We start from the raw sequence: 23,745 nt of genomic DNA, 5'->3' as shown, positions 1-23,745 counted from the left end.
GGCATTAAAAAAGATATATAAAAAATGCCATAAGCCCGGGTTTACCCGGGCTTTCAAATTTATATTCCTGCCAACTTTTTTAATATATCTACTTTGTCTGTTTTCTCCCATGGGAGGTCTAAGTCGTGTCTTCCAAAGTGGCCATAAGCTGCAACTTGTCTATAAATAGGTCTTCTTAAATCTAAATCCCTAATTATAGCTGCAGGTCTTAAATCAAAAACTTGTTTTACAACTTCCGAAATCTTTTCATCTGATATTTTACCTGTGCCAAAAGTATCAATACCTATTTCAAGAGGTGTAGCAACACCTATCGCATAAGCTAATTGCACTTCACACTTCTTAGCAAGTCCTGCTGCCACAATATTTTTTGCCACATATCTTGCAGCATAACTTGCGGATCTATCAACTTTTGTAGGGTCTTTACCAGAAAAAGCTCCGCCCCCGTGCCTTGCATATCCGCCATAGGTGTCTACAATAATTTTTCTTCCTGTAAGTCCGCTATCACCTTGAGGTCCACCAATTACAAACCTTCCTGTGGGATTTACAAAAATTTTAGTCTTATCATCTATCATATTTTCAGGAATTATAGGTTTTATTACATGTTCAATAATATCTCTTTCAATAGTATCATGGTCAACCTCAGGTGCATGTTGAGCTGATACTACAACAGAATCTACCCTCACAGGCTTATCATCTTCATACTCTACTGTTACTTGTGTTTTACCATCTGGTCTTAAATAGCTTAATGTCCCGTTCTTTCTAATTTCCGCAAGTCTTCTTGCAAGCTTGTGAGCTAGCATTATAGGCATAGGCATTAATTCTTCTGTTTCATCGCAAGCAAAACCAAACATTAAACCCTGGTCTCCAGCGCCAATAGCTTCAATTTCCGAATCTGAAAGTTCTCCTCTTTTAGCTTCTAATGCCTTGTCCACACCGAGGGCAATATCCGGTGATTGCTCATCAATAGAAGTGATAACCGCACAAGTATCAGCGTCAAAACCGAATTTTGCTCTAGTATAGCCAATTTCTTCTACTACTTTCCTTACAACTTTCGGAATATCTACATAGCACTGAGTAGTAATTTCTCCCATTACTAAAACCAAACCGGTAGTTACAGCAGTCTCACAAGCAACTCTGGCATAGGGATCTTTTTTCAAAATTTCATCTAATATTGCGTCAGAAATCTGATCACAAATTTTATCAGGATGCCCCTCTGTGACTGATTCAGATGTAAACAGCCTACGCATTTTTTTCTATTCCTCCTTAAAAACAAAATAAAACCCCTTCCAAAAGAAGAGGCACATACCCTCATCTTTCAGAAGCATGCTTCTGAGAGAATTAGCACCTTGTCCTATAGGACAGGTTGCTGGGTTTCATCGGGCTCTTTCCCTCCACCTCTCTTGATAAGAGCATGTTATTAAATTTTCTGATGTCTACTATAGCACACTTTATCTACTATGTCAAATATTTTTGCATCAAAAAAGAGCATGCCAAAACATGCTCTTTTCTTTAAAAAATTATATTTAAAATGCTACAAATTTTTCTCCAGGAACTCCACATACAGGACATTTTTCTGGCAATACATCAACAGAGGTATATCCGCAAACAGGACATATGTAAACTTTTGATATCTTTATATCTTCTCCTTTTAATGCTGCTTCTTTTGCTTCAGTGTACAATTTTGCATGTATTTTTTCAGCCTCAATAGCATAATGTATGCTTTTTTTAGCTCCAGATTCCTCTTGAAGTTCTGCAACAGCATTATAAGCAGGATACATCTCTTCTACTTCAAAGGTTTCCCCTTCTATAGCTTTTTCAAGATTTTCTACTGTATTTCCAACTTCTCCAAGAGTTTTATAATGATTTGTGGCATGTACCAATTCAGCATAGGAAATAGCCCTGAAAAGTCTTGCAATATTAGGTTTGCCTTCTTTTTCAGCTACATCAGCAAAAATTTGATATCTCATGTGAGCTTGGCTCTCTCCTGCATAGGCTTCACTAAGATTGTGTCTCGTCATTTCTCTCATAAAAGATTCCTCCTTAATCAAATTTTTATTAATAAATAATTATTTTCTCTTTCAAATAATATTATACTACACTTTTTTACCATGTCAAGATATTTGAAGGAGAAAAATAAAAAAGACCTCACGGTCTTTTTTTTCAATGGTGGAGGGAGATGGATTCGAACCATCGAAGGCGACAGCCAACAGATTTACAGTCTGCCCCCTTTGGCCACTTGGGTATCCCTCCACAATATTTAATTTTTTGAAAATGGTGGTCGCAATAGGACTCGAACCTATGACCCCCTGCTTGTAAGGCAGGTGCTCTCCCAGCTGAGCTATACGACCACAATGGTCGGGATGGAGGGACTTGAACCCCCGACCCCATGCTCCCAAAGCACGTGCGCTACCAACTGCGCCACATCCCGACATCAGTGACGAAATAAATTATAATAGAAAAAATGAAATTTCACAATAGGCATAGAAGCTTAAAAATGGCCGTTTTATTGATTTATCGCTTGTAATCTTTAAATTTTTTAAGAATACGTCATATTTTAAATCAATTGATTTAAAATAGAAGCAAAGAATTTTTTGAATTTTTTCTTCAAACTAACTCTATCCTTAGGATAAGCTTAATGTTTTAACTTTATCTACTCAGCAAATAATAATATATTAACCAAATATTTATGTTTTTGTAATACACCTGTAATAATGCAATGGTACAATTAACCTGTAAAAACACAATAAAAACCAACTGGAGGGATATAATTGAGAATTAAAAAAATCTTATCTTTATGCATCAGCTCTCTTCTACTATTTTTAGCTTTTCCAATGCAAAATGTAAAGGCCGATACATATACAATCCTTGAGGCAAAAGAATTTGCACAAAATTTAAGTAAAGGAGTAGTACATAAAAATATAACCTATTTTACGACTGAAGGATGGATAAACATTAACGTGTTAAAAGTGGACTTAACTGATAAATATACTGATGTATCAGTAATTTTCAATCCTACTGGCATAAAAGATAGAATGCCAGTGCGTGAAATGGCAAATTCTTATGGTGCTGTGGCTGCTGTGAACGGCGATTTCTTCGATACAAAAACAGGATTCGTAATAGGAGCAACAGTAAAAGATGGAAGGTTAATAACAGACCCTTCAAATGAGGGTAAACTGGCCACTTTCTCCATTGACGCAAATGGAGTTCCCTCTATAGAATATTGGTCAAAAAGTATGTCCGTTACTCTTCCAAACGGCACGAAACTTCCTCTTGCCGCAATAAATAAAATAAGCAATACTTTTGAGTATTTAGTAATGTACACAAGGGATTGGTTTACAACATCTCCGGGAGCAAATGAAAATGTACCTCAATTGGTAGAAGTCGTTGTAGATGAAAATGACAGAGTATTAGAAGTGCGTCAAGGACAGCCTTCTGTCGAAATACCACAAGGCGGATATGTGTTGGCTGGTGCAGGTTATGTAGGTGAAAATTTACTCACTTTAAAGCCAGGAGATATAATACAAAAAGACATAAATACAAATCCTCCCTTTCAAAATCTCAAAATGGCTGTAAGTGGCGGCACAATCCTTGTAAAAGACGGAAAAATTGCGCCTTTCACTCATGAAATAAAAGGCTACACAGCACGAACAGCAATAGGCTATACTCAGGACAAAAAATATTTGATCATCGCCACTGTTGACGGTACTTCAAGCCGTGGAATGACACAAACAGAAATGGCAAATTTAATGATATCCTTAGGTGCATATGATGCTTTAAACTTAGACGGTGGCGGGTCAACACAAATGGCAATAAGACCAATGGGGGATACTGACGCTAAACTTGCAAATTATGCTCCTGAAGGCTATGAAAGAAAAATAGTAAATGGAATAGGAATATTTAACACAGCTCCTAAGGGAAATCTATACGCTTTAAAATTAGAAGTATCAGATACTAACGTGTTTAAAGGACTTCACAGGACAATTACAGTTAAAGGATACGATGAAAATTACAATCCTGTCATAATTAATCCTGAAGAAGTTTTGTTTTCAGTAAGTGGAATTACTGGAGTATTTAGTGGTAATGCTTTTATGCCAACAAGCGTAGGAGAAGGTGTTATAACTGCAAGAGTAGGAAATGCTATTGGGACTATCAAGATAACTTCACTTGACAAACCTGTAGACATACGATTTAATCCAGCTAATATAGTCGTTGATAAAAACAAAGCAGTACCCATAACAGTCACTGCAAAGAACATAAAAGGCTACAGAGCTTTAATAGAACCGCAAGGTATCACTTGGGATGTTTATAACAACATTGGCAATATAGATAGTAAGGGAGTATTTATATCCTCTAATTTCGATGCGAGTGGTGCATTTGTCGCAAATATACTGGGAGAAAAAGCCATTTTACCCGTTAAAGTAGGGCAAGGTTCACAATTTGACACGTCAGTACTTCCTAAAGTTACAGAGTTTACACAAATAGACCCAGCTAACAAAGAAGTGCCTGTGAAAAATACTTCTAATTCTTTTAAATTTATGGTATTTGGTGATACAAAATACAATACCCTTTTGAAGTTGCAAATATCCTTAAAAGCGGCTGATATTGCAAACAAAGAATACCCACTGGCTATATTTTTAGGAGATGTAAATGAAAAAGTTTTAAATAATTTGAAGGTTAAATATATTACCACCAATGAGAAGTATGAGGTATATAATTATAACAATTCAACATTTATTGTACTTAATAATCGCAGTGGAAGTCTTTTAAATCCTGATAAAAACCAATGGACTTGGTTTAAAGAACAGCTCAGCAACGTAAAAGGAGATAACCTTTTTGTCATACTTCCTAAACCAGTATGGGGAAGTGATGGTTTTAAAGACGTAAAAGAAGCTACTTTATTTGAAGAGACTCTAAAAGAATTTAACAAAAATACAGGTAAAAATGTGTGGATTATATATAACAGCAAAAGCAAGTTTTACACTACTTTAAATGATGAAATAAGATACATCACAACTTATGGTACCGACGTAGAAGGCAATACCAATGACATATACAATGACTTTGGTTTTATCTCTGTAATGGTAAATGGCAAAGAAGTAAACTATCAGTTTAAAAATCTTATAAATAAATAAATTTAGCGAAATTTAAAACCCCTTCTAATTTTAAGGAGGGGTTTATTTTTTTGCAAAATATTCATTTGCTATTTCTACAAGGTACTGAACATCTTCAGAGGAAAGCTTATTTTTTAATATTTCCATTATTTTGTCATTATCCTTCTGTGTCAAACCCTTCTGAGCCATTTTCATAATTTCGTTCATATCATCCGTTCCTAATTTAAGGATAATATTCATTACTTTGATTTTTTGTGAAGGTTTCATCTCATTTTGCACTTGTAAAATCTTTTCTGGAGTAATTATTATGTTGTCATCGCCACTATTTTCCTTTTCCGTTTTTTTGTTATTTTCCAAATCATAAACTTCTCTGTTTTTTTGTTTAATCAGGTCCTCTAACATTTTCTCTTTAAAAATCCTTACTTTTTTGGCATTTTCACTTCCTTGATTTCTTTTTGCCATTTCTTTTTCTTCTTTATCTACTTTTGAACTGGCAGTTTGCTCTTCTTTACAAACTGTCTCATTTTCTTTTGTAAGTTGGTTTTCACTTTTATCCCACAAATCTTGTTGAGAAAAATAAATAGGTTCTTCAAACTTTGTCTTCAACATAAACATAGTAGTAAAAAGAGCAATTGCAGTAATCAAAGCCAAATATTTTAATCCCTTCATCAACAACCATTCCTTTCATTAATATTGCACATTTTTATTATTGCTTATCATAAAGGTTTTAATTCAGCTTATTTTAAAGGAGGCTATTTATAGATGGAGGAATTAAGACTTAAATATGACGACTCAAATGCAATTTATTTCATATCAAATTTTTTAAGTACATATTTAAGTCCTAATTCAATTTTTTTATGTATCGGCACAGACAAATTCATAAGCGACTCATTAGGACCTATTGTGGGTGACTTGCTTTCCAAAACTATTCCATCAAATTATTTCGTTTACGGCACATTAAAGTCTCCGATTCATGCTATGAACTTAGAAGAAAATATAAAATACATAAAAAAGAAGCATCCTAATAGTAAAATTATAGCTATAGATGCTTCGTTGGGAGACAAAGAAAGTATAGGAAAAATCTCAATAAAAAAAGCCCCACTGTACCCTGGAAAAGGTGTGGGGAAAATGCTTCCTCCTGTTGGAGATATTTCAATAGTAGGCATTGTCGATGTATATGACTCAATTCCTTTAAATTCCGTAAGATTAGGGTTTGTATTTAACATAGCCGAAGTAATTGCCAAAAGTATTCAATTAGCCTTGAAATGCTAAATTCACTTAAGTTTTAATGGGATAGAAACGAGGTTTTGCACAGAACCATCTTTAGGACTTAAAGAGAAGACCTGAAGAATACCGTTTTGAGGCTCTTTCAAAGGTTTATAAGAAATTATAGCTTCAAAATCTCCCCAAGAAGGAGCAGCATTACTTGCTTGTACAAAAGTCTCATTTAAAACATTTCCATTGCTGTCAACAAGCCTTATATTTACATTCCCTTCAAATATTCTCGCTTTGCCTATTACTTTAAATGGGCTTGTCACAACATTGTTTCTTACAGGAGATATTACTTTTATGTTAGGCTCATAAGATATGTTACTTCTATCCGAAACTATTATAGCCCTCGCTTCTTTATCTTTATTTAGTATTATACCCAGTTCATCACCTATTTTTATTTCTGCAAAGTTTATGTCTTTTTCCGCATACTTAAATCCTCCTTGGCTGTCATAACCTACTTTCGCCTGAAAATGTATAATAGCATCAGGCAATACCTTTATATCCGGCCCTACTTGATTTCTTACGTCCTGAGAGTCCTGGTATTCTCTTTCAATTGTTATAATTCTGTTTTGATAGTCAATAGCCTTCACTATACCGTATATGAAAGATTCTCCTTTAAGAGGATTTGCTTCAGGTATTTGAGTAAACTTGGCTTTGACATTGTCTATAACCCAAATATAGTTACTCCCTTTACCAAGAGGCTGAACCAATGTTATGCTGTACATTTTGTTATCGTGTATCGCCTCTACATAAGCTACACCATTATCTTCGCTTTTTAAAGTCAAATCATCTTCACTTCCAATCCCTATTATCCCGCCTTCTTTTCTAAGGAGTTGGATAGGGTCAAAACGCCATGTTTCTTTTCCTAAATCTGCTCTCTCTTGTAATTTCTTTATCCTATCTGGGTTATTGTAAACATCTCCTATTAATATCATTCTTTTTAAAGGATCTAAACCTATTTTATATTTCCCTACCGCATCAATTTTATTTCCTTCTACCAGTATTTGAACACTGTCAACTCCGGGTATATCGGTCAAAGCATTTATGAGTGCCGCAACTCTTAATTTGTCTATTTCTTCATCTTCACTGTCTTGTAAAAATTCTTTGGATAAATTTACAAAAGCAGTTCCCTCTTGTAATTCTATAGAGATTAGCTTTGTGCCACTAGGGAATACCGGTTTTGCGTATTCATCTGTCGGCCCTTTAATCATTTCAATTACAACTTGTTTTAAAACATCAGCATCCTTAGAAATAAGCCTTTTTTCTAAAACAAGTCCATTCATTTTATCATTTAAAAAATAAAGAGAAATCTCTTTTGATACGTCTTGTACCATAGGCTTTGGATTTATAGGAGCATTTTCATCATTGCTATTAACTTTCGCAAAGCACCCCGACAATGTCAAAATAAATAAACCTATCAATACTAAGGCAATTCTTTTCACTTTTATTCCCTCCCTCTAGTTTAATCTTACTATACTTTTGTTACATAAACATTAAATAAACATTAAATAAACATAAAAAAATCATTAAAAAAGCTTAATCCTTTTTCTTTTTGGGCAGGGAAATTTTAAATACAGTTCCTTCTCCCACTTTACTTTCCACTGTGACTTTGCCTTCATGAATGTCTATTATCTCTTTAGCAATAGCGAGTCCTAAGCCAAAACCACCGCTCTTTTTAGACCTTGCGGTATCTCCTCTTGTAAACCTGTCAAATATTTTGGGAAGAGTTTCTTCACTTATACCTATTCCGTTGTCAGCAATTGTTAAATAAATATTATTTTCATCTTCCTCCAAACCCACTATGACATTGCCACCATTATAGGTGTATTTTATTCCATTTTCTACTATATTATACACCATTCTGTAAAATCTATCCGCATCCACTTCTGCGAAGACATTACTTTTGCCTTGAAAAGCAAGGTTTATTTCTTTTGCCTTTGCAAGCGGAGCGAGACTTTCTATGACGTCCAATATGATTTCACTAATTTCGCATTTCTTCACTCTCACTGATTTAATTTTGTCCATTCTTGCCAACTCTAATAGGTCGTTAACTAGTCTTGTCATCCTATCAATTTCACTGTCCACATCCCTCAATATTTCTTTATAAAAATGTACATCCTCATTTCTGCTATCTATTAATGATTCAACCAAAGCCTTTACTGACGCAAGAGGAGTTTTAAGTTCATGAGATGCATCTGAAACAAATCTTTTGCGCTCTTCATCAATCTGCATAAGGCTTAAACTCATTTTATTAAAAGCTCTCGCCAATTTTCCTATTTCATCATTACTTTTTACGTCCACCTTATAATCCAATTTCCCTTGAGATAAAATATTTGCTGCTTCTGTTAATCGTTTTAAGGGATTAGTAATGTAAGAAGCCACTAAAAGGCTTAAAAGGCTTACCAAAAATCCAATAGCTGTAAAAGTATATATCATGCGATACTTTATAGAGTTTAACAGGTCTATTATGTTATCTATAGAAGAAGATATAAGTATTGCCCCTACTACATTGTTTTTTGCTATAACGGGGACTGCAGTATACATCGCCCAACCTACACCATTTATATCATGAATACTTGTAGAACCCTTGCCATTTAAAGCCTCTTTTATATCGCTGTAATCCTTTATTACTTTTCCTTCAAATTCCTTTGAGGAAGCAGAATCTACCAATACTTTTCCATTTATATTAGTAAAAAGTATCCTTGAATTTATTTGTTTTGCATACTCCATTATAGTGGGCTCAATCAGATAAGAAGAAGAGGTTCCTACAAATCTTGATACAAAATTAGATACCATATTGGCTTGCATTAAATTATTGACTCTGACATTGTCTAAATAGCTTTTTTCAATATAACGGTAAAGATAAAACCCAGTTAATGCCAATGAAATTATTAAAATTATCAAATATAAAGAAAAGATTTTCCACCTTAAACTCATCTTATCACCTTTACTTCATATAGTATCCTGCACCCCATTTGGTGAAAATATATTGAGGATTTGCAGGGTCATCTTCAATTTTCTCTCTAAGTTTTCTCACATGCACTGTAACAGTATTAGTATCACCGTAAAAATCAAATCCCCATATCAAGTCTAACAATTTATCTTTCGTATAGACTTTTCCTGGATTAGAAGCTAACAACACTAAAATTTCAAATTCTTTATTTGTAAGCTCAATTCTCTTGCCTCTCTTGTAAACTGCTCTTTCTGGAATATTTATATAAAGTTCTCCCCTTCTTATTTCGTCTTTCCTCTTAGTATAAGGATTTGTAGCTCTTCTTAAAAGTGCTCTTATTCGCGCAATAAGCTCTCTAGTATTAAAGGGCTTCGCTAAATAATCATCAGCTCCTATTTCTATCCCTACAATCTTGTCAATATCATCTCCTCTTGCAGTAAGCATAATTATGGGAATATTTGAAAAAGTCCTTATCTCTCTACACACTGAAAAACCGTCTAACTTAGGAAGCATAATATCTAAAATTACAAGGTCATAATTCCCTAAACGAACCTTATCAAGCCCTTCTTCTCCATCGTAGGCAGTATCAACTTCAAACCCTTCTTCTTCTAAAGAAAGTTTTAAACCTTTTACAAACATCTCTTCATCGTCTATAATCAACAATTTTTCCATCTAAACCTCCCCCTGACACCAGTATATCATAATAATTTACAAAAAAAATAGCCTTAACGGCTATTTTTTTCTTCTCCAAAGCCAGTAGATTCTCTTACAATCAACTGATGAGGCAAAATAACATGCATTTCTTCAATAGGTTCTTTTGCTAAAAGCTTAGTTAAAAGCCTCATGCTCACAGCCCCTATATCATAAGCAGGCTGTTGTATTGTAGTAATTGTCGGTCTAAAAATAGTAGAAATGTAAGTATTGTCAAACCCCACTACATGGATATCTTCGGGCACTTTAAGGTTTGAGTCAAATATGGCGTTTATGGCAGCAGCAGCCATATCATCTGATGCTGCAAACACTGCATCTACCTTGTATTCCAAAAGCTTTAGCATAGCTAAATACGCTTTGCGAGTTTTAAACTCTCCTTCTACTACTAATTCCGGGTCATATTTTATGCCGTGTTCTTCGAGAGCTTTTTTGTAACCTTCAATTCTTTGAAGCCCTCCTATAGGATCATGCATAGGCCCTGAAATCATACCTATTCTCTTATGCCCTAAAGAAATCAAATATTTTACTGCGTCGTATGCGGCTTTTTCATTGTCAATCATAACACTAGGAAATCTCTTATCTTTGTCCTGAGTACCTGCCAGCACCACTGGTACACCAAATTCGTTAAACGTTTGTATAACACTATCCCTTACAATATCCCCCATAAAGATAATCCCGTCTACTTGCTTTTCTCCTAATATTTCTATATATTTGACTTCCTTTTCCTCTTTTTGGTCAGTATTACACAAAAATATGTTATAATTATACATCGCCGCAATATCCTCTATCCCTCTAACTACCTCAGGATAGAAAGTACTAGAAATATCAGGAACTATAAGCCCTATAGTATGAGTCTTTTGGATCTTTAAACTACGAGCTAACGCATTAGGCTTATATCCCGTCTTTTTTATAGCCTCTAATACTCTCTGTCTCGTCTCGTCTGTAACAACAGCACTGTTATTTAACACTCTAGAAACCGTAGCAATTGAAACCTTTGCTTCTCTCGCCACATCTTTTATCGTTGCACTCATTGCACATCACTCCCAGGATTAATCGTTTTCGCTTTATGTTATTTTACTTTTTAAAAAGAATTTTGTCAATAGATTTTTTCAATTTTTTTCATTCATTTTCATGAATTTTTTTGACTGACTCATCTTTTAACTCTCTTTTTTGTTCTTTTTCGCAAAATAGAGGCAAAAAAGAGAATAACATATATAAAATCCCAACAAATATAATAACCAAACTGATAAATTTTATAACCATACCTTCCATGGTCATCACCTAAAATAAAAAAATATATTACCGCCGGGCGGTAATATATTTTATTCCCTTTCGTTTAAACTGGTTACTATACAGCTACTGTCTTTTTATTTAAGAAAAATTTATCTATTACATGAGCAACTCCATCTTCATCATTTGATAAAGTTGTATAATCCGCTTTTATTTTTACAATGTCAGGAGCGTTCCCCATAGCTACTCCCAATCCTGCATATTCTATCATTGACAGGTCATTTAGATTGTCTCCAATCGCCACTACCTGCTCTCTTTTTATACTGTACATATTGGCAAGAGTTTTTAAAGCATTTCCCTTGCTTACTCCTTTTGCATTAATCTCTAAATGTCCTCCTCCAGAAGTAGAAATGGTCAATCTTTTTGAAATTTCGTCGTAAATTTCTGCATCAATAGAAATAGGATTTTTCATATCATTCAACGCATAGATTTTAGCCGTTACGCTTCCCGTTCTTTTAAGAAATTCCTCCAAATTCCCCACCGCATTTACAGTAACATTGTTAAAAGAAAGGTACCACTCTACTCTATCAGTTATTTCTTCCACGTATAACTCATCATCAATATAGAGGTTAATATGGTATCCACTTTCTTTTAGCAATCTTATTGCAAATATTGCATCTTCTGTCTGTATAGGATTGTAATAATACACCTTTTTAGTGTAAATATCTTTTATTAAAGCACCGTTATAAGAAATCACCGGAGCATTAACATTAAGTTCAAAGGCATAAGGCAAAATAGAAGAAAACATACGTCCAGTAGCAATAGTAAAAATGACTCCCCTTGAAATCACCTCTTTTATTGCTTCTTTATTTTTATCAGAGATTTCAGAATTACTATTTAATAAGCTCCCATCAGCATCTGTGACAAAAAGTTTATACATATTCTTCAACCCCTATTTTTTATTTATCCCTCCTCTATATTATAACAGTTTGTAAATTTACATACTATATCATAAATTGTTATAAAACGTTACCACTGAAAATTTTACATTACAAAAAGTTTTTTAACAAACTTTATTGCAAAAGATTGGAATAAATGTAAATGAATATTTTCAAAATCCTTCAACAATACTATATATGGAAGACTTAGAAAGGGTGAAAACATGCTGATACTGTTTTTTCGCACAATAATTTTATATGCTCTCGTCGTAATATTCATGCGAATTTCGGGAAAACAGCAAATAGGTCAACTTCAGCCCTACGAGTTAGTTGTAGCAATCATGATAGCAGACTTAGTGGCAATTCCTATGCAAAACAAAGGGATACCTCTTGTATCAGGTATTATACCTATTTTAACCTTATTAGTCTCTCAGCTTTTTTTATCTTATTTGTCAATAAAAAGTTTGCGAGCCAGGGCTATAATCTGTGGTACTCCTACAATTTTAGTTGAAAACGGAAAAATCCTTACATCTCAGCTCCAAAAAGAAAGGTACAACATAAATGACCTTTTGGAAGAGTTAAGAGTCAAGGGATATCCTAACATAGCTGATGTAGAATACGCAATACTTGAAACAAATGGCAGTTTAAGCGTAATACCAAAATCCAATAAAAGGCCAGTTACACCACAAGATTTAAATTTGACACCTCAATACGAAGGCTTGCCTCTTCCAATAATAATCGATGGAAGAATTATGCACCAAAATATGCAAAAAGCGGGTATTGACATGGAATGGCTAAACGCACAACTTAAAATGTGGAAAATACAAAATGTCAAAGAAGTGCTTTTTGCCTCTTTAGATACCAATAAAGTTTTGACTGTTTACAGAAAGGAAGGTTAAATGTGCGATATGTAGTTCCTTTGATGATATCCATTGTCGCTTTCGTCCTGCTTTTAGATATTGTATCTTTTAAATACCTTGATAAAACCTCTGAAAATTTAGATAAAATGCTGACAATAGTTCAACAAAATATAGAAAAGGAAAACTGGACTGAAGCAAAGAAAAACATAGATAAAGCAGAAAAAGAATGGAAAAATATAGACAAGAAATGGGCAATACTGATAGAACATAGAGAAATTGACGAAATAGAAATAAACATGGAAAAATTAAAAAGCTATGTAGAAACAAAAAACAAAGATTTAAGCATGGCACAGCTTAAAGCTATTAAAATGTTAATAAGACATATACCCCAAAATGAAAAACCAACTCTTGAAAATATCCTTTAATCTGTAACTTTATAATATAATGTGTTATAATATAGGCATAAAAAACCCTTTTAAAAGAAAGGGGGAATAAAATGTGGATTCAAAAATCACTACAAAACGAGTAATAATAGGGCCAGATAATTTTAAAAAAGTAGTTGATCTATCCTCTACCTCTAAAATAGGACTGCCAAAAGGTCAAATTGATACAGATTTTTTGTCCCAAATAAAACCCGGCAATAGTTTTGAAGTACACGGAGTAAAATATTACGTACTTAATTGTGATACTTTTGACTACATAATGCACTCCTTAAAGCGCCAAACACAAATTGTCTATCCAAAAGAGGGAGCTTACATAGCAATGCGCCTTGACATTTTTCCAGGCAAAAGAGTAGGTGAAGCAGGAACAGGTTCTGGAGCTTTCACTGTATACCTCTCTCGCGCTGTGGGACCTTATGGAAGAGTATATACATATGAACAAAGAGAGGAATTTTATAAGCTTGCACAAAAAAATCTCAGCGAATTTTTGGAATTTGACAATGTCATAATGTACAATAAATCTATAAATGATGGAATCAAAGAAAGAGATTTGGACGCATTTTTCTTAGATGTTAGAAAACCATGGGAAGTTTTAGAAGAAGTAAGAAAAGCACTAAAACCTGCAGGACACTTAGGAATATTAGTTCCCACTACAAATCAAGTATCTGAAAGTTTAGCTGCACTTGAAAAAAATGGGTTTTATATTTCAGAAGTCAGTGAAATTATGCTTAGAAAATATAAATTAATCCCTCAGAGGTTAAGGCCAGAAGACCTGATGGTAGGTCACACAGGTTATCTCATTTTTGCAAGAAAGCTAGAATAGTAATTGTCTTTATTGACTACAAAACCCCATTATGCTATTTTAAAAGTGGTGGTATCTTCATAGAACCACACACTTCATAAAAACTTAATAGGGCTTATATGCCCCGCCAGGATCACAAGACCGGGACGGGAAATAAAGAAGATTTACCTTCCCATCCGTGGAAGGTTTTTTGTCTTAATTAAAAGGAGGGAAAACTATTGAAAATTGGATTTGTCGGGGCTGGCGTTGTAGGAACAAGCCTCGCTTTTTTGTTATCCCAAAATGGTATTAATATTTCAGGTTTTTTAAGCAGGAATTTAGAATCAGCCAAAAAATCGGCTGAATTTACACAATCCAGTGTCTTTTCTTCTTATGAAGAGGTCATCACAAATTCTGATGTAATTATAATAAGCACAAATGACAACAGCATACCAGAAGTAGTAAATAATTTAAGTCAGTACAAGGAAATACTTAAAGAAAAAACTTTTGCTCATTTAAGTGGAGCTTTAAATTTAGAAGTTTTAAACCCTCTTAAAGATGAAAATAATTTTATCATGGTAATGCATCCTATACAAACGTGTCCCTCTGTATCATCAGCTTTAGAACTTCTCCCAAAATCCTATTTCACTTTAGAAGGGGATGAAAAAGCAGTTGAAATTGGAAAAGAAATTGTAAATAAAATATCAGGTAAATACATAGTTTTAAACAATATAGTAAGACCCCTTTATCATGCTGCTTGTGTTGTAGCCTCAAATTACCTTGTAGCTCTTTCAAAATTTAGTTTGCTTCTTCTAAAAGAAGCAGGTTTTCCTTTTGAAAATTATCCTGATGCCTTAATCCCTTTAATGGAGGGAACTTTAAAAAATATAAAAGAAAAAGGCACAACTGATGCTTTGACAGGTCCTATAGCAAGAGGGGATGTAAACACTGTAAATCTTCATCTTGAAAATATAAAAGATCCAAATCTTGAAGAGCTTTATAAAAGTTTGGGTAAATTAACTCTTGAGATTGCTTATGAAAAAGGAAGTTTTAACAATGAAAAATACTTTGAATTGGAGGGTATATTAAATGGAGGAAAAAGTAACAACTCTCACACTAAGGAAATTTAAGAAAGAAGGAAGAAAGATTGTAGCTTTAACTGCTTATGACTTCCCCACAGCTAAAATCCTTGATAATTGCGGAATTGACATGATTTTAGTAGGAGATTCCCTTGGAATGGTGGTTTTAGGATACCAAAGCACAATACCTGTCACAATGGAGGACATGATACATCACACAAAAGCCGTTTCAAGGGCAGTAAATCGTGCCTTTGTAGTTGCCGACATGCCTTTTATGTCATATCACATATCAAAAGAACAGACTATGGCAAATGCTGCAAGGCTTATTGCAGAAGGCGGAGCTCACGCCGTAAAGTTGGAGGGCGGAGAAGAAATAGCTTCCATAGTCAAAACCATAGTAGATGCAGGAATACCGGTGGTAGGCCATCTCGGACTTACTCCTCAATCAGTACATCAATTGGGAGGATATAAAGTCCAAGGCAAAGAAAAAGAAAAAGCCAAAAAAATTTTTAACGATGCAAAAGTATTAGAACTAGCCGGCATATGTGCCCTAGTGCTTGAGAGCATCCCAATGGAGCTTGCAAAAGACATTGCAGAAAATATTTCAGTTCCAACTATTGGAATAGGAGCAGGTCCTTACTGCGATGGCCAAATCCTCGTCACCCATGACATGTTAGGTATAACACAAGGTCATAGGCCTAAATTTGTAAAACAATACGCAGATATTGAAAAAATAATGATAGAGGGCATAAATGCCTACATTAAAGAAGTACAACAAGGTTTATTTCCAAATGAAGAACATTCTTTTTCTTTAGAAAAGAGGGAGAATAAATGATAGTAACAGAAAAAATTAATGATGTAAGAAATGTAATTAAAGAACAAAAACTATCAGGCAAAAAAATTGGGCTTGTACCTACAATGGGATATCTCCATGAAGGCCATTTGTCTCTTGTAAGAATTGCAAAAAAACACTCAGATTTTGTAGCTGTAAGCATATTTGTAAATCCAATTCAGTTTGGACCTAATGAAGACTTTGACAGATACCCTCGAGATTTAGAAAGAGATTTAAAACTTCTTGAAAAAGAAGGATGCGACCTTGTTTTTGCTCCTTCTACTGAGGAAATGTATCCTTCCGAGCTTCTCACAACAGTAAATGTAGATAAAATCACTGAAAAACTCTGCGGAGCCTTTAGACCAGGGCATTTTAAAGGTGTAACAACAGTAGTAGCAAAACTTTTTAACATCTTCACACCAGACATAGCGGTTTTTGGACAAAAAGATGCACAGCAAGTTGCAGTGATAAAGAAAATGGTGGAAGACTTAAATTTCCCTGTAGAAATAATAAAAGCTCCTATTGTAAGGGAAAGTGACGGTTTAGCAATGAGCTCAAGAAACGTATATCTAAATCCTGAAGAAAGAAAAGCCGCCACAATACTTTCGAAATCTTTAAAAGTAGCCGAAAAATTACTTTTAAATGGCGAAAGAAATGCCAATACTATAATAAAAAAAGTAGAGGAAGTCTTAAACTCAGAACCTTTATGCAAAGTCCAATATGTCTCCTGCGTTCATCCTGATACATTAGAAGACTTAACTTATATAAAAGATAAAGCACTTATTGCAATAGCTTGCTTTATTGGGACAACAAGGCTTATAGATAATCTATTGTGGGGGGAAAATATATAATGCAAAGGTTTATGATGAAATCAAAAATACACAGAGCAATTGTAACGGAGACAAATTTAAATTATCAAGGCTCTATAACAATTGATAAAAATTTAATGGAACTTGCTGATATACTGCCAAATGAAAAAGTACAAGTTTTAAACATCAACACCGGTGCAAGATTTGACACTTACGCAATAGAAGGCGAAAGAGGCTCAGGAGAGATACGCATAAACGGCGCAGCAGCAAGACTGTGTCATACGGGCGATATAATCATCATAATATCTTACGCAATAATAGATGATGAGGAAGCCAAAAATTACAAACCCAAAGTAATATTCCTAGATGAAAATAATAAACCTATAAATAAAATTTAATGGTAAAGGTACATATTTAATGTACCTTTACCATTAAATATAAGCTCCCTGTTTTAATAAAATATTTCTCAAAGTCCCTACATCAATATTCCAAACTTTTAGGTTTTCCTTTGCTGCTATACTTGCAGCTGTCCCTGCTGCTTGCCCCGTTGCCATAGCAATTGGTGAAACTCTTACTGCTGCGTTGGCTTCATGGGTTGATGATATACACCTGCCTGACACAAGTAAATTATCTACTTTTTTACTATACAAACTTCTATATGGTATATCATAATCACTCCCCTCTTTAAGTCTCATGTAAACAACATTTTCTCCATCAGGAGAATGTATATCAACTGGATAACCTCCTTTTGCAATGCAATCATCAAAACGCTTGTTTGAAATAAGGTCTTCAGCTGTCAATATATATTCACCAACTATTTTTCTAGTCTCTCTCACCCCTATTTGTGGACCTGTTGAAATTAATACACAATTTTCAAAACCAGGTATTCTTCTTTTCATAAAGTTAAATAATTCAATGGCTTGGATTCTGCCTACTATTTCACCTTTAGTTAAATCTTCTATATCTGTACCGTTTAGCCTTTGCACTCTTGTCATGTTTACTATAACTTCACCCGGTGTATTTGTTTCAAAAAATAGCACCATGTCTCTTTCGATATTTATTTCTCTTTTTTTTCTTGCCTCTTTTAATATAGAATAAAAACCGTTTACCGATAGTCTTTTTGCTTTTATGATTTTTTCTTTATCCACCATTCTAAATTCAGTTGGATTATTTAGCATATATTCTTTTATTTTTTCTATGTCCACATTGCCTATTCTTACATTCATTGTCATCGGTTGTGTCAAGTTATCCTGAGGTCTTCCTAATAAATAATCAACGCCACACCTTATAGCAAGGTCTGCATCTCCTGTTGAATCTACATAAATTTTGCTTTTTATAGTCATTTCCCCTGATTTGTTCACAATTTTAATTGATTTTATCTTGTTTCCATCCATCTCAACGCCTAATAAATAGCTGTGAAATAATATCTCTACACCACTATCTATGAGCATCTTTTGCAAAACATATTTCATAAGTTCTACATCAAAAGGTGTTACAGTACTTACAAACCCAGTTGTGTCAATTACGTGGCCAGGGCTTCCACCAACTTTCACAAGGTTATCTAATATCTCTTGTGGTATTCCTCTTACAACCTGTCTATCGCCCGCATGAAACGTCATCATGGGACCAACACCCATATTTGTGAGTGAACCACCAGGGAATCCATATCGTTCAATTAGAAGAGTTTGAGCTCCATTTCTTGCAGATGCTATTGCCGCAACTGTCCCTGATACGCCACCACCAACAACAACTACGTCATATAGTTTCATTCTATCACCTACCATATATCATAAAATTCTTTTACAAACGCATGTGCAGCTATTTCACTCAAGGCTCTCAATTTTCTTTTTAATACAAATGGCCCGATTTTTATCTGTATTTTTTTATTTCACTTGTTAATCCAATATATTTGGTTTCTAAATGGTGAAAATATTCATGGCTCAGAAATAAATCTACAACTTTTTCGTAATCTCTCCAAAAAATATAGTTATCTGGTATGGAAGGAATAAATATGTTTTGTATATTTTTTTTATAGAGGGTAATCTTTTCTTCTCCACTGTTATAATCACTAAAAATAACATAATATGGATTATAACTTTTTTCGTCAGTTTCTACAAGTATATTTTCTTGAGATATTAATTGCCTTATATTTTTGTCTTTTATTTTTTTTGCCTCTTTGATTCCTCTATCCCATGCCATTTCTAGTATATCATTAAGATCAAATTCACATATCCTATTGTAATAAATATCAAATTTTAACTCCTGGCTAATTAATTGTTGTTTATCAAGAAATACAGATGGTACCATCTCATCACCTTTTACTTAATAATATAAATACCCGGTCATTATCAGATAAACCGCCTATTTCTACTTTTGCCAGTGAAATTATTTGTCCTTTGTCAATGAGTCCTGATAAGTCTACTATTCTATTTGATAGTATGATAAAGCAGTCAGGAATTTCAGCTCCACCATCACCGTAAAATATGTTTTGCTCTAATGCTTTGTTTAAATCATTTTCAAAGTTTGTTATATTTGTTCTATATACTTTCCCGTTATTTTTGTTAAGTCTTATAACTCCTTCTTTGTCTATTACCAGTACGCTTTCAATTTTTTGTGATAACAATCCAAAAAATTTCTTCCTGTGTTCTATGCTTTTTACGATATACATTGAACCTGTTTCATCAATTATCTGAACGTTTTTTGCTGACTCAAACTTCATTGATTGAGCTGCTATTTTTTTTATTTCTTCTCTTCCTAAATTTTTGTTTAATATATCCTTCGAGCGTAACTCTGTAGCTCCTGTCGCAATTGCCCTTACTATATTTTTTTGCGAGTCTATTTCTACATATATTTCTACTGTTTCATCTAATGCTCCCGATTTTATTACTGCTTCTTTTGCTTCGTTTCTTATTGACAATATGTCTTTTTCAGTAGGATTTTGTATGGTACGCTCTACTATTTCTCTTACCATTGCAAGTGCTACACCTATTGTAGAGATCACCTGGGCGTTTTTGGCTATTCTATGGTTCATACCCATCATTTTTGCAACATAGGGAACTATAGATGCACTTCCTCCTCCACCACCTACAAGTACTGTAGTAGATTTGTCAAGTTTGTAATCAGTGATAAGTTGTTCAACAACTCTTATTACTTTCATGCTCGCAATGTCCATAATTCTCTTTGCTACTTCTTCAACTGTTTTATTAAGTTTTTTTGCAATTGGTTCTAAGGCCCTTCTTGCAGCTTCTACATTACCATAGGAATAATCTTCTGGTCTTACATATCCTAATACGTTTGCTGCACAGGATACAGTTACTGCAAATACTTTTCCATTTTTACTTTTGATTGCAACATAATTATCAGGATCGTTCTTTTTAGGTTTTATATATACTATTTCAGGTTCTATTATTTCTTCGGGATCACTGTAGACTGCATAAGGTAAACCTGCAATGTGGGCGCTTCTTGGTCCAACGTCTTCTATATCTTTGTCACTAAGCCTTACCATGCTTCCCCCTGCTATTCCTACCGTTCTTACGTCAAGAGAGTTAAGATATGTTTTATGCCCTCCAATTTCTGCATAATTTACCATTACTTTGCCGTTTTTTATTGCAGAGATGTCTGTACTTGTTCCTCCAACTTCAAGAAATATGCCGTCAGATATTTTTTCATACATAAGGGCACCCGCTACACCTGCAGCAGGCCCTGAAAGCAACGTAAGTATTGGCCTTTTTCTTACTTCTGATACATCCATTACGCCACCATCACACCTCATTATCATAAGAGGTGCCTTTATACCGGATTTTTTTACGCTTTCTTCTGTCATGTTTGCTGTTTCTATCATTTTGGGAAGTATACATGCGTTTATTGCTGCAGTCCTTGTCCTTATTTTTAACCCATATAGTTTTGTTATTTCGTGTGTTGCTGTCGCCGGAAGTCCTTTTTGTTCTACAATTTCTATTATTCTATTCTCGGTTGTTGGATCGTCCACTGAAAAGGCTTGAGCAGCAACAACTGCTCCTATCTCTTGCACCTTAAATTCTTCCGCTGTTTCTTCTATCTTCTCTTCAAATTTGTCGTCTAATTCAATATATTTATTGACAATTTTTAATACCTTCCCTGGCGCAAGTTCTATATCTCCAATGTTTGTATCGCTTCTTACTTTTATGCCTTCTAACCCTTTCCCTACTGCTATAATACCAACAGGTACTACATCGCCTTCTAAAAGAGCATTTGTTGCCTGTGTCGTACCATGCGCAATAAAGAGAACATCTTCAGGCTCTATATTATATTCCTCCATAAGCTTTTTTAATACTTCTATAATGCCTTTCGCTACTCCTTCTTTTGCTGTGTGCGTCGTGGGTATTTTCACTGCACCTATTATTTCATAGGTATCATTGTTTATCGCCACAGCATCTGTAAATGTTCCCCCAACGTCTATCCCGATTCTTACTCTCAACATTATCTCCTCCTAAATTTTTATAATAAGGGCTAAGCTGATTTGCTTAGCCCCTCACTTTACTTCAAATTTAGAAAAACATTATCGAGGCTGTAATTACACCAGCAATAGCAAGCAACCATATATATGGCAATAATTTTAATAATAATTTGTTGACATCTACCCCTACGTAATTGCTCAGCCAAACATTATGTGTATTTGTTGGATCTCCTATCGCTTGAATTCTTTCTGTTGATAAAAGTGCACCCATTACTGCAGTCGGTGGCAAAAGTTTTAAGCCAATTATAAGACCAGCTATGCCACTTCCTAATCCCCACAAGTTTAAAGGACCTCTATAAAGAGCCAAGGGAGCAAGTAAACTGAAAAATATAATATAAGAAATGTGGGATGTCGGAATGATATTTTTTAAAACGGGTTCAAGGCTTTTTGCAACCATAGGGTGCATAACTGCATTTAATACCATACCTATCCCTATCATTAAAAGAATAGCAGGTGCTGCATCCGCTATGCCATCATATGCTGTTTTAGTAGTTATACTTAGGGCGTTTTTAATTGATTTTTGTGTTGTAATTATACTGTAAACTATTCCTACAATAAAAGACGAGATAATTGACCATTTAAAAACTAACACAAACAAAATAGGAACAATTGGAGTTAGCAATGCTAAAAAATTAACTTTTTGCTCCACCTCTTGTATATTCTTTTCAGCCCAAGCAAATCTTAAACCTTGGCGTTTAAATTCTATTATTACAAAAATTAATGTAGTAATAGCCGTTAAAACCATAAGAATCAATGCAAAATTTCTAACTTGTTCTAACGTTACACCAGTGGCCGTTATATAAAAAGCCCAATTTCCCATATTAAGTTCAAGACCTATCGCCATACCAAACAAAAATACTGCAATTGCTGTCATAGGAGCTACACCTACTGACATCAATATAGGTATTGTTATACTGCCAATCATTATTACAGCACCAAGACCACCTACAGTCGTAAATAGTAAAGCTATTGCCACTGCAACTAAAATTGTTATTATAAAAGGTCGGTCTCCACCTAACTCCGCTGCTGTCTTAACAATTGCTTTTGATATACCAGTCTGATTCATAATTTGCCCAAGCCATGCACCAAACATTACAGCCGCATATGCAGCAGCAAGTTTTATAGCTCCTCCATCTATCACATAAGCTAAAAGCCCTGTGTCTACTTTAGTCTTAGGGTCTACCATTTTTAGAGGAACACCAGCAATTACCGCTATTCCTATCGCAAGTATTGGAAGTGCTATTAACGTCGGCAACTTCCTTGTTATCATAAGCCCTGCAATTGCTAAAAAAAGAACCAATATCAATACTGCCTGCATGATAAAAACCCCCTTACAATTTATTTATTGCTTCTCTAAACAAACTGGTTATTCTTTCAACTCCTTCTACGGTATTTCCTGTCACAATTGCACCTATCATTATCCCTTTTACTCCTAATTCATATAAGAATCTTACTTCATCCGGTTCTATAATCCTTTGAGTAGGAACTACAACAGGTTTGTCAACATTTTCAACAAGCCTACCATATCTCATTAAATCAAATACATAAATTTTTTCTCTTCTATCATCGGGAAGAACATCAGCTTCTATTACATCTACACCTATTCTATTAACTGCCCTGATATGACCTAAATCATATGTTTCATTAACAGCAATCATCTTGTCAAGATTTGAATCAATCATATAAAGTGGCATATAATGCGCAAACATAGACAAAAAACTAAAGCCAATTTCTTCTATAATTTTAATTTCATCTTTGCTTGCATATAACTGTGCGCCAGGAACAAGGCCCACAGGCACATTGGCATATTTAATTATCTTTTCAAACACCTCCTTTTGTTCCATTACACCTCCGAAATTATTGCCACTCGCCGGATGATAAACATTAGCATGGACCTTTAACGCATCTGCACCTCCTTTCACAGCAGCCTGTGCAAATTCTACTTTGTTTTCAGGTAGACTAACTATTAATGTCATTTTGTTTGAATTAAGCAAATCAAGAAATTCCATAAAGCTACGCCTCCTGTATATTTATTATTTTTTTTAAAGTAAGCTTTGCTGCTTCTCTCATAACATCCTCATCTTTTGTAGATGGGTTTTTAATCACCAAATTCTCACAAGATCTTGCCAGAGAATTAATAAGAGCTGATAATTTTAATATTTTACCATCAAATATAAAGACTTTTATATCCAGTAAATTTTTTAAATTGATAATAGCCACTTTTAAATAGTTAC

The 23,745-nt window shown here is 34.3% G+C and carries 23 protein-coding genes, 3 tRNA genes and 1 riboswitch; of the genes, 9 read left to right on the top strand and 17 right to left on the bottom strand.

The annotated features are described in order from the left end of the window. Nucleotides 1–59: 59 nt before the first annotated feature. The 5 genes from metK to THEWI_RS02710 form a co-directional block, all read right to left on the bottom strand. Nucleotides 60–1,247 (bottom strand): methionine adenosyltransferase, encoded by a 1,188-nt coding sequence (gene metK / locus THEWI_RS02730; RefSeq protein ID WP_014062358.1) that lies wholly within the window; start codon nt 1,245–1,247, stop codon nt 60–62. 58 nt (nt 1,248–1,305) lie between these two features. Then, nucleotides 1,306–1,410: riboswitch (SAM riboswitch) on the bottom strand. A gap of 113 nt (nt 1,411–1,523) precedes the next feature. Further along, nucleotides 1,524–2,027: a rubrerythrin family protein gene (locus THEWI_RS02725; protein ID WP_003866895.1), complete on the bottom strand. Its 504-nt coding sequence runs from the start codon at nt 2,025–2,027 to the stop codon at nt 1,524–1,526. A 137-nt stretch (nt 2,028–2,164) separates the two neighbouring features. After that, a tRNA-Tyr gene (locus THEWI_RS02720) sits at nt 2,165–2,250 on the bottom strand. 22 nt (nt 2,251–2,272) lie between these two features. Then, nucleotides 2,273–2,348: transfer RNA gene (locus THEWI_RS02715), tRNA-Val, on the bottom strand. A gap of 4 nt (nt 2,349–2,352) precedes the next feature. Further along, nucleotides 2,353–2,428, bottom strand: a tRNA-Pro gene (locus tag THEWI_RS02710). Between the two features lie 340 nt (nt 2,429–2,768). Here THEWI_RS02710 and THEWI_RS02705 point away from each other — a divergent pair. After that, entirely contained in the window at nt 2,769–5,132 is a 2,364-nt protein-coding gene (locus tag THEWI_RS02705; protein WP_014062357.1) for a phosphodiester glycosidase family protein, read from the top strand. A 42-nt stretch (nt 5,133–5,174) separates the two neighbouring features. Here THEWI_RS02705 and THEWI_RS02700 read toward each other — a convergent pair whose 3' ends face one another. Then, the gene (locus tag THEWI_RS02700; RefSeq protein ID WP_014062356.1) at nt 5,175–5,780 is read right to left on the bottom strand and encodes a hypothetical protein; all 606 of its coding nucleotides are present in this window, start codon (nt 5,778–5,780) and stop codon (nt 5,175–5,177) included. 93 nt (nt 5,781–5,873) lie between these two features. Here THEWI_RS02700 and yyaC point away from each other — a divergent pair, with 93 nt between their 5' ends. Beyond that, nucleotides 5,874–6,383 (top strand): spore protease YyaC, encoded by a 510-nt coding sequence (gene yyaC, locus THEWI_RS02695; protein WP_014062355.1) that lies wholly within the window; start codon nt 5,874–5,876, stop codon nt 6,381–6,383. Between the two features lie 2 nt (nt 6,384–6,385). Here yyaC and THEWI_RS02690 read toward each other — a convergent pair whose 3' ends face one another. The 5 genes from THEWI_RS02690 to THEWI_RS02670 all read right to left on the bottom strand — a co-directional run bounded on the left by THEWI_RS02690 (nt 6,386) and on the right by THEWI_RS02670 (nt 12,217). After that, nucleotides 6,386–7,825: a Gmad2 immunoglobulin-like domain-containing protein gene (locus THEWI_RS02690; RefSeq protein ID WP_014062354.1), complete on the bottom strand. Its 1,440-nt coding sequence runs from the start codon at nt 7,823–7,825 to the stop codon at nt 6,386–6,388. A 94-nt stretch (nt 7,826–7,919) separates the two neighbouring features. Further along, a complete protein-coding gene (locus tag THEWI_RS02685) occupies nt 7,920–9,320 on the bottom strand; it encodes a sensor histidine kinase (RefSeq protein ID WP_014062353.1) in 1,401 nt (466 codons plus the stop codon). Nucleotides 9,321–9,330: 10 nt separating this feature from the next. Beyond that, complete coding sequence (locus THEWI_RS02680) at nt 9,331–10,008, bottom strand: response regulator transcription factor (protein ID WP_006569135.1); 678 nt, start codon at nt 10,006–10,008, stop codon at nt 9,331–9,333. A gap of 53 nt (nt 10,009–10,061) precedes the next feature. Beyond that, nucleotides 10,062–11,078 carry a LacI family DNA-binding transcriptional regulator gene (locus tag THEWI_RS02675; RefSeq protein WP_004402491.1) on the bottom strand — a complete coding sequence of 339 codons (1,017 nt, stop codon included), beginning with the start codon at nt 11,076–11,078 and terminating at the stop codon, nt 10,062–10,064. 317 nt (nt 11,079–11,395) lie between these two features. Beyond that, nucleotides 11,396–12,217, bottom strand: a complete 822-nt coding sequence (locus THEWI_RS02670; protein WP_006569136.1) for a Cof-type HAD-IIB family hydrolase — start codon at nt 12,215–12,217, stop codon at nt 11,396–11,398. 222 nt (nt 12,218–12,439) lie between these two features. Between THEWI_RS02670 and THEWI_RS02665 the strand changes: the two genes are divergently transcribed. The 7 genes from THEWI_RS02665 (at nt 12,440) to panD (ending at nt 17,414) form a co-directional block, all read left to right on the top strand. Further along, nucleotides 12,440–13,114 (top strand): YetF domain-containing protein, encoded by a 675-nt coding sequence (locus THEWI_RS02665; protein WP_014062352.1) that lies wholly within the window; start codon nt 12,440–12,442, stop codon nt 13,112–13,114. A gap of 2 nt (nt 13,115–13,116) precedes the next feature. Next, complete coding sequence (locus tag THEWI_RS02660) at nt 13,117–13,500, top strand: DUF4363 family protein (RefSeq protein WP_014062351.1); 384 nt, start codon at nt 13,117–13,119, stop codon at nt 13,498–13,500. Between the two features lie 73 nt (nt 13,501–13,573). Then, entirely contained in the window at nt 13,574–14,338 is a 765-nt protein-coding gene (locus THEWI_RS02655; protein ID WP_004402502.1) for a tRNA (adenine-N1)-methyltransferase, read from the top strand. Nucleotides 14,339–14,535: 197 nt separating this feature from the next. Then, nucleotides 14,536–15,426 carry a Rossmann-like and DUF2520 domain-containing protein gene (locus THEWI_RS02650; protein ID WP_014062350.1) on the top strand — a complete coding sequence of 297 codons (891 nt, stop codon included), beginning with the start codon at nt 14,536–14,538 and terminating at the stop codon, nt 15,424–15,426. After that, nucleotides 15,386–16,210: a 3-methyl-2-oxobutanoate hydroxymethyltransferase gene (panB, locus tag THEWI_RS02645; RefSeq protein ID WP_014062349.1), complete on the top strand. Its 825-nt coding sequence runs from the start codon at nt 15,386–15,388 to the stop codon at nt 16,208–16,210. The genes THEWI_RS02650 and panB overlap by 41 nt, the downstream gene beginning before the upstream one ends. After that, nucleotides 16,207–17,058: a pantoate--beta-alanine ligase gene (gene panC, locus THEWI_RS02640; RefSeq protein ID WP_014062348.1), complete on the top strand. Its 852-nt coding sequence runs from the start codon at nt 16,207–16,209 to the stop codon at nt 17,056–17,058. Before panB ends, panC begins: the two co-directional genes overlap by 4 nt. Further along, nucleotides 17,058–17,414: an aspartate 1-decarboxylase gene (gene panD, locus THEWI_RS02635; protein ID WP_014062347.1), complete on the top strand. Its 357-nt coding sequence runs from the start codon at nt 17,058–17,060 to the stop codon at nt 17,412–17,414. The genes panC and panD overlap by 1 nt, the downstream gene beginning before the upstream one ends. Before the next feature lie 33 nt (nt 17,415–17,447). Here the strand turns inward: panD and THEWI_RS02630 are convergent, their stop codons facing one another. From THEWI_RS02630 to THEWI_RS15535, 6 genes are all read right to left on the bottom strand, one after another. After that, nucleotides 17,448–18,785 carry an FAD-dependent oxidoreductase gene (locus THEWI_RS02630; protein WP_014062346.1) on the bottom strand — a complete coding sequence of 446 codons (1,338 nt, stop codon included), beginning with the start codon at nt 18,783–18,785 and terminating at the stop codon, nt 17,448–17,450. Between the two features lie 100 nt (nt 18,786–18,885). Then, nucleotides 18,886–19,323 (bottom strand): hypothetical protein, encoded by a 438-nt coding sequence (locus THEWI_RS02625; protein ID WP_244262301.1) that lies wholly within the window; start codon nt 19,321–19,323, stop codon nt 18,886–18,888. Nucleotides 19,324–19,327: 4 nt separating this feature from the next. Continuing rightward, the gene (locus THEWI_RS02620; protein ID WP_014062344.1) at nt 19,328–21,475 is read right to left on the bottom strand and encodes a hydantoinase/oxoprolinase family protein; all 2,148 of its coding nucleotides are present in this window, start codon (nt 21,473–21,475) and stop codon (nt 19,328–19,330) included. Nucleotides 21,476–21,542: 67 nt separating this feature from the next. Further along, nucleotides 21,543–22,829 (bottom strand): hypothetical protein, encoded by a 1,287-nt coding sequence (locus THEWI_RS02615; protein ID WP_014062343.1) that lies wholly within the window; start codon nt 22,827–22,829, stop codon nt 21,543–21,545. Between the two features lie 13 nt (nt 22,830–22,842). Then, the gene (locus THEWI_RS02610) at nt 22,843–23,520 is read right to left on the bottom strand and encodes a hypothetical protein (RefSeq protein WP_014062342.1); all 678 of its coding nucleotides are present in this window, start codon (nt 23,518–23,520) and stop codon (nt 22,843–22,845) included. A 4-nt stretch (nt 23,521–23,524) separates the two neighbouring features. Further along, nucleotides 23,525–23,731, bottom strand: coding sequence for a hypothetical protein (locus THEWI_RS15535; RefSeq protein ID WP_041589186.1), 207 nt, complete (start codon nt 23,729–23,731; stop codon nt 23,525–23,527). Nucleotides 23,732–23,745 lie beyond the last annotated feature (14 nt).

Source organism: Thermoanaerobacter wiegelii Rt8.B1, assembly GCF_000147695.2.
GTDB classification, from domain to species: domain Bacteria; phylum Bacillota; class Thermoanaerobacteria; order Thermoanaerobacterales; family Thermoanaerobacteraceae; genus Thermoanaerobacter; species Thermoanaerobacter ethanolicus.
Note: the sequence above shows the minus strand (reverse complement) of the source record. Positions and strands in the feature narration are given on the sequence as shown.

What these genes read in the sequence shown, in the direction of transcription:
- THEWI_RS02610 (WP_014062342.1), bottom strand. Translation starts at nt 23,520, where the DNA reads ATGGAATTTCTTGATTTGCTTAATTCAAACAAAATGACATTAATAGTT.
- THEWI_RS02675 (WP_004402491.1), bottom strand. Translation starts at nt 11,078, where the DNA reads ATGAGTGCAACGATAAAAGATGTGGCGAGAGAAGCAAAGGTTTCAATT.
- THEWI_RS02620 (WP_014062344.1), bottom strand. Translation starts at nt 21,475, where the DNA reads ATGTTGAGAGTAAGAATCGGGATAGACGTTGGGGGAACATTTACAGAT.
- yyaC (WP_014062355.1), top strand. Translation starts at nt 5,874, where the DNA reads ATGGAGGAATTAAGACTTAAATATGACGACTCAAATGCAATTTATTTC.
- THEWI_RS02625 (WP_244262301.1), bottom strand. Translation starts at nt 19,323, where the DNA reads ATGGTACCATCTGTATTTCTTGATAAACAACAATTAATTAGCCAGGAG.
- THEWI_RS02700 (WP_014062356.1), bottom strand. Translation starts at nt 5,780, where the DNA reads ATGAAGGGATTAAAATATTTGGCTTTGATTACTGCAATTGCTCTTTTT.
- THEWI_RS02680 (WP_006569135.1), bottom strand. Translation starts at nt 10,008, where the DNA reads ATGGAAAAATTGTTGATTATAGACGATGAAGAGATGTTTGTAAAAGGT.
- THEWI_RS02670 (WP_006569136.1), bottom strand. Translation starts at nt 12,217, where the DNA reads ATGTATAAACTTTTTGTCACAGATGCTGATGGGAGCTTATTAAATAGT.
- THEWI_RS02725 (WP_003866895.1), bottom strand. Translation starts at nt 2,027, where the DNA reads ATGAGAGAAATGACGAGACACAATCTTAGTGAAGCCTATGCAGGAGAG.
- THEWI_RS02685 (WP_014062353.1), bottom strand. Translation starts at nt 9,320, where the DNA reads ATGAGTTTAAGGTGGAAAATCTTTTCTTTATATTTGATAATTTTAATA.
- panD (WP_014062347.1), top strand. Translation starts at nt 17,058, where the DNA reads ATGCAAAGGTTTATGATGAAATCAAAAATACACAGAGCAATTGTAACG.
- metK (WP_014062358.1), bottom strand. Translation starts at nt 1,247, where the DNA reads ATGCGTAGGCTGTTTACATCTGAATCAGTCACAGAGGGGCATCCTGAT.
- THEWI_RS02665 (WP_014062352.1), top strand. Translation starts at nt 12,440, where the DNA reads ATGCTGATACTGTTTTTTCGCACAATAATTTTATATGCTCTCGTCGTA.
- panB (WP_014062349.1), top strand. Translation starts at nt 15,386, where the DNA reads ATGGAGGAAAAAGTAACAACTCTCACACTAAGGAAATTTAAGAAAGAA.
- THEWI_RS02630 (WP_014062346.1), bottom strand. Translation starts at nt 18,785, where the DNA reads ATGAAACTATATGACGTAGTTGTTGTTGGTGGTGGCGTATCAGGGACA.
- panC (WP_014062348.1), top strand. Translation starts at nt 16,207, where the DNA reads ATGATAGTAACAGAAAAAATTAATGATGTAAGAAATGTAATTAAAGAA.
- THEWI_RS02615 (WP_014062343.1), bottom strand. Translation starts at nt 22,829, where the DNA reads ATGCAGGCAGTATTGATATTGGTTCTTTTTTTAGCAATTGCAGGGCTT.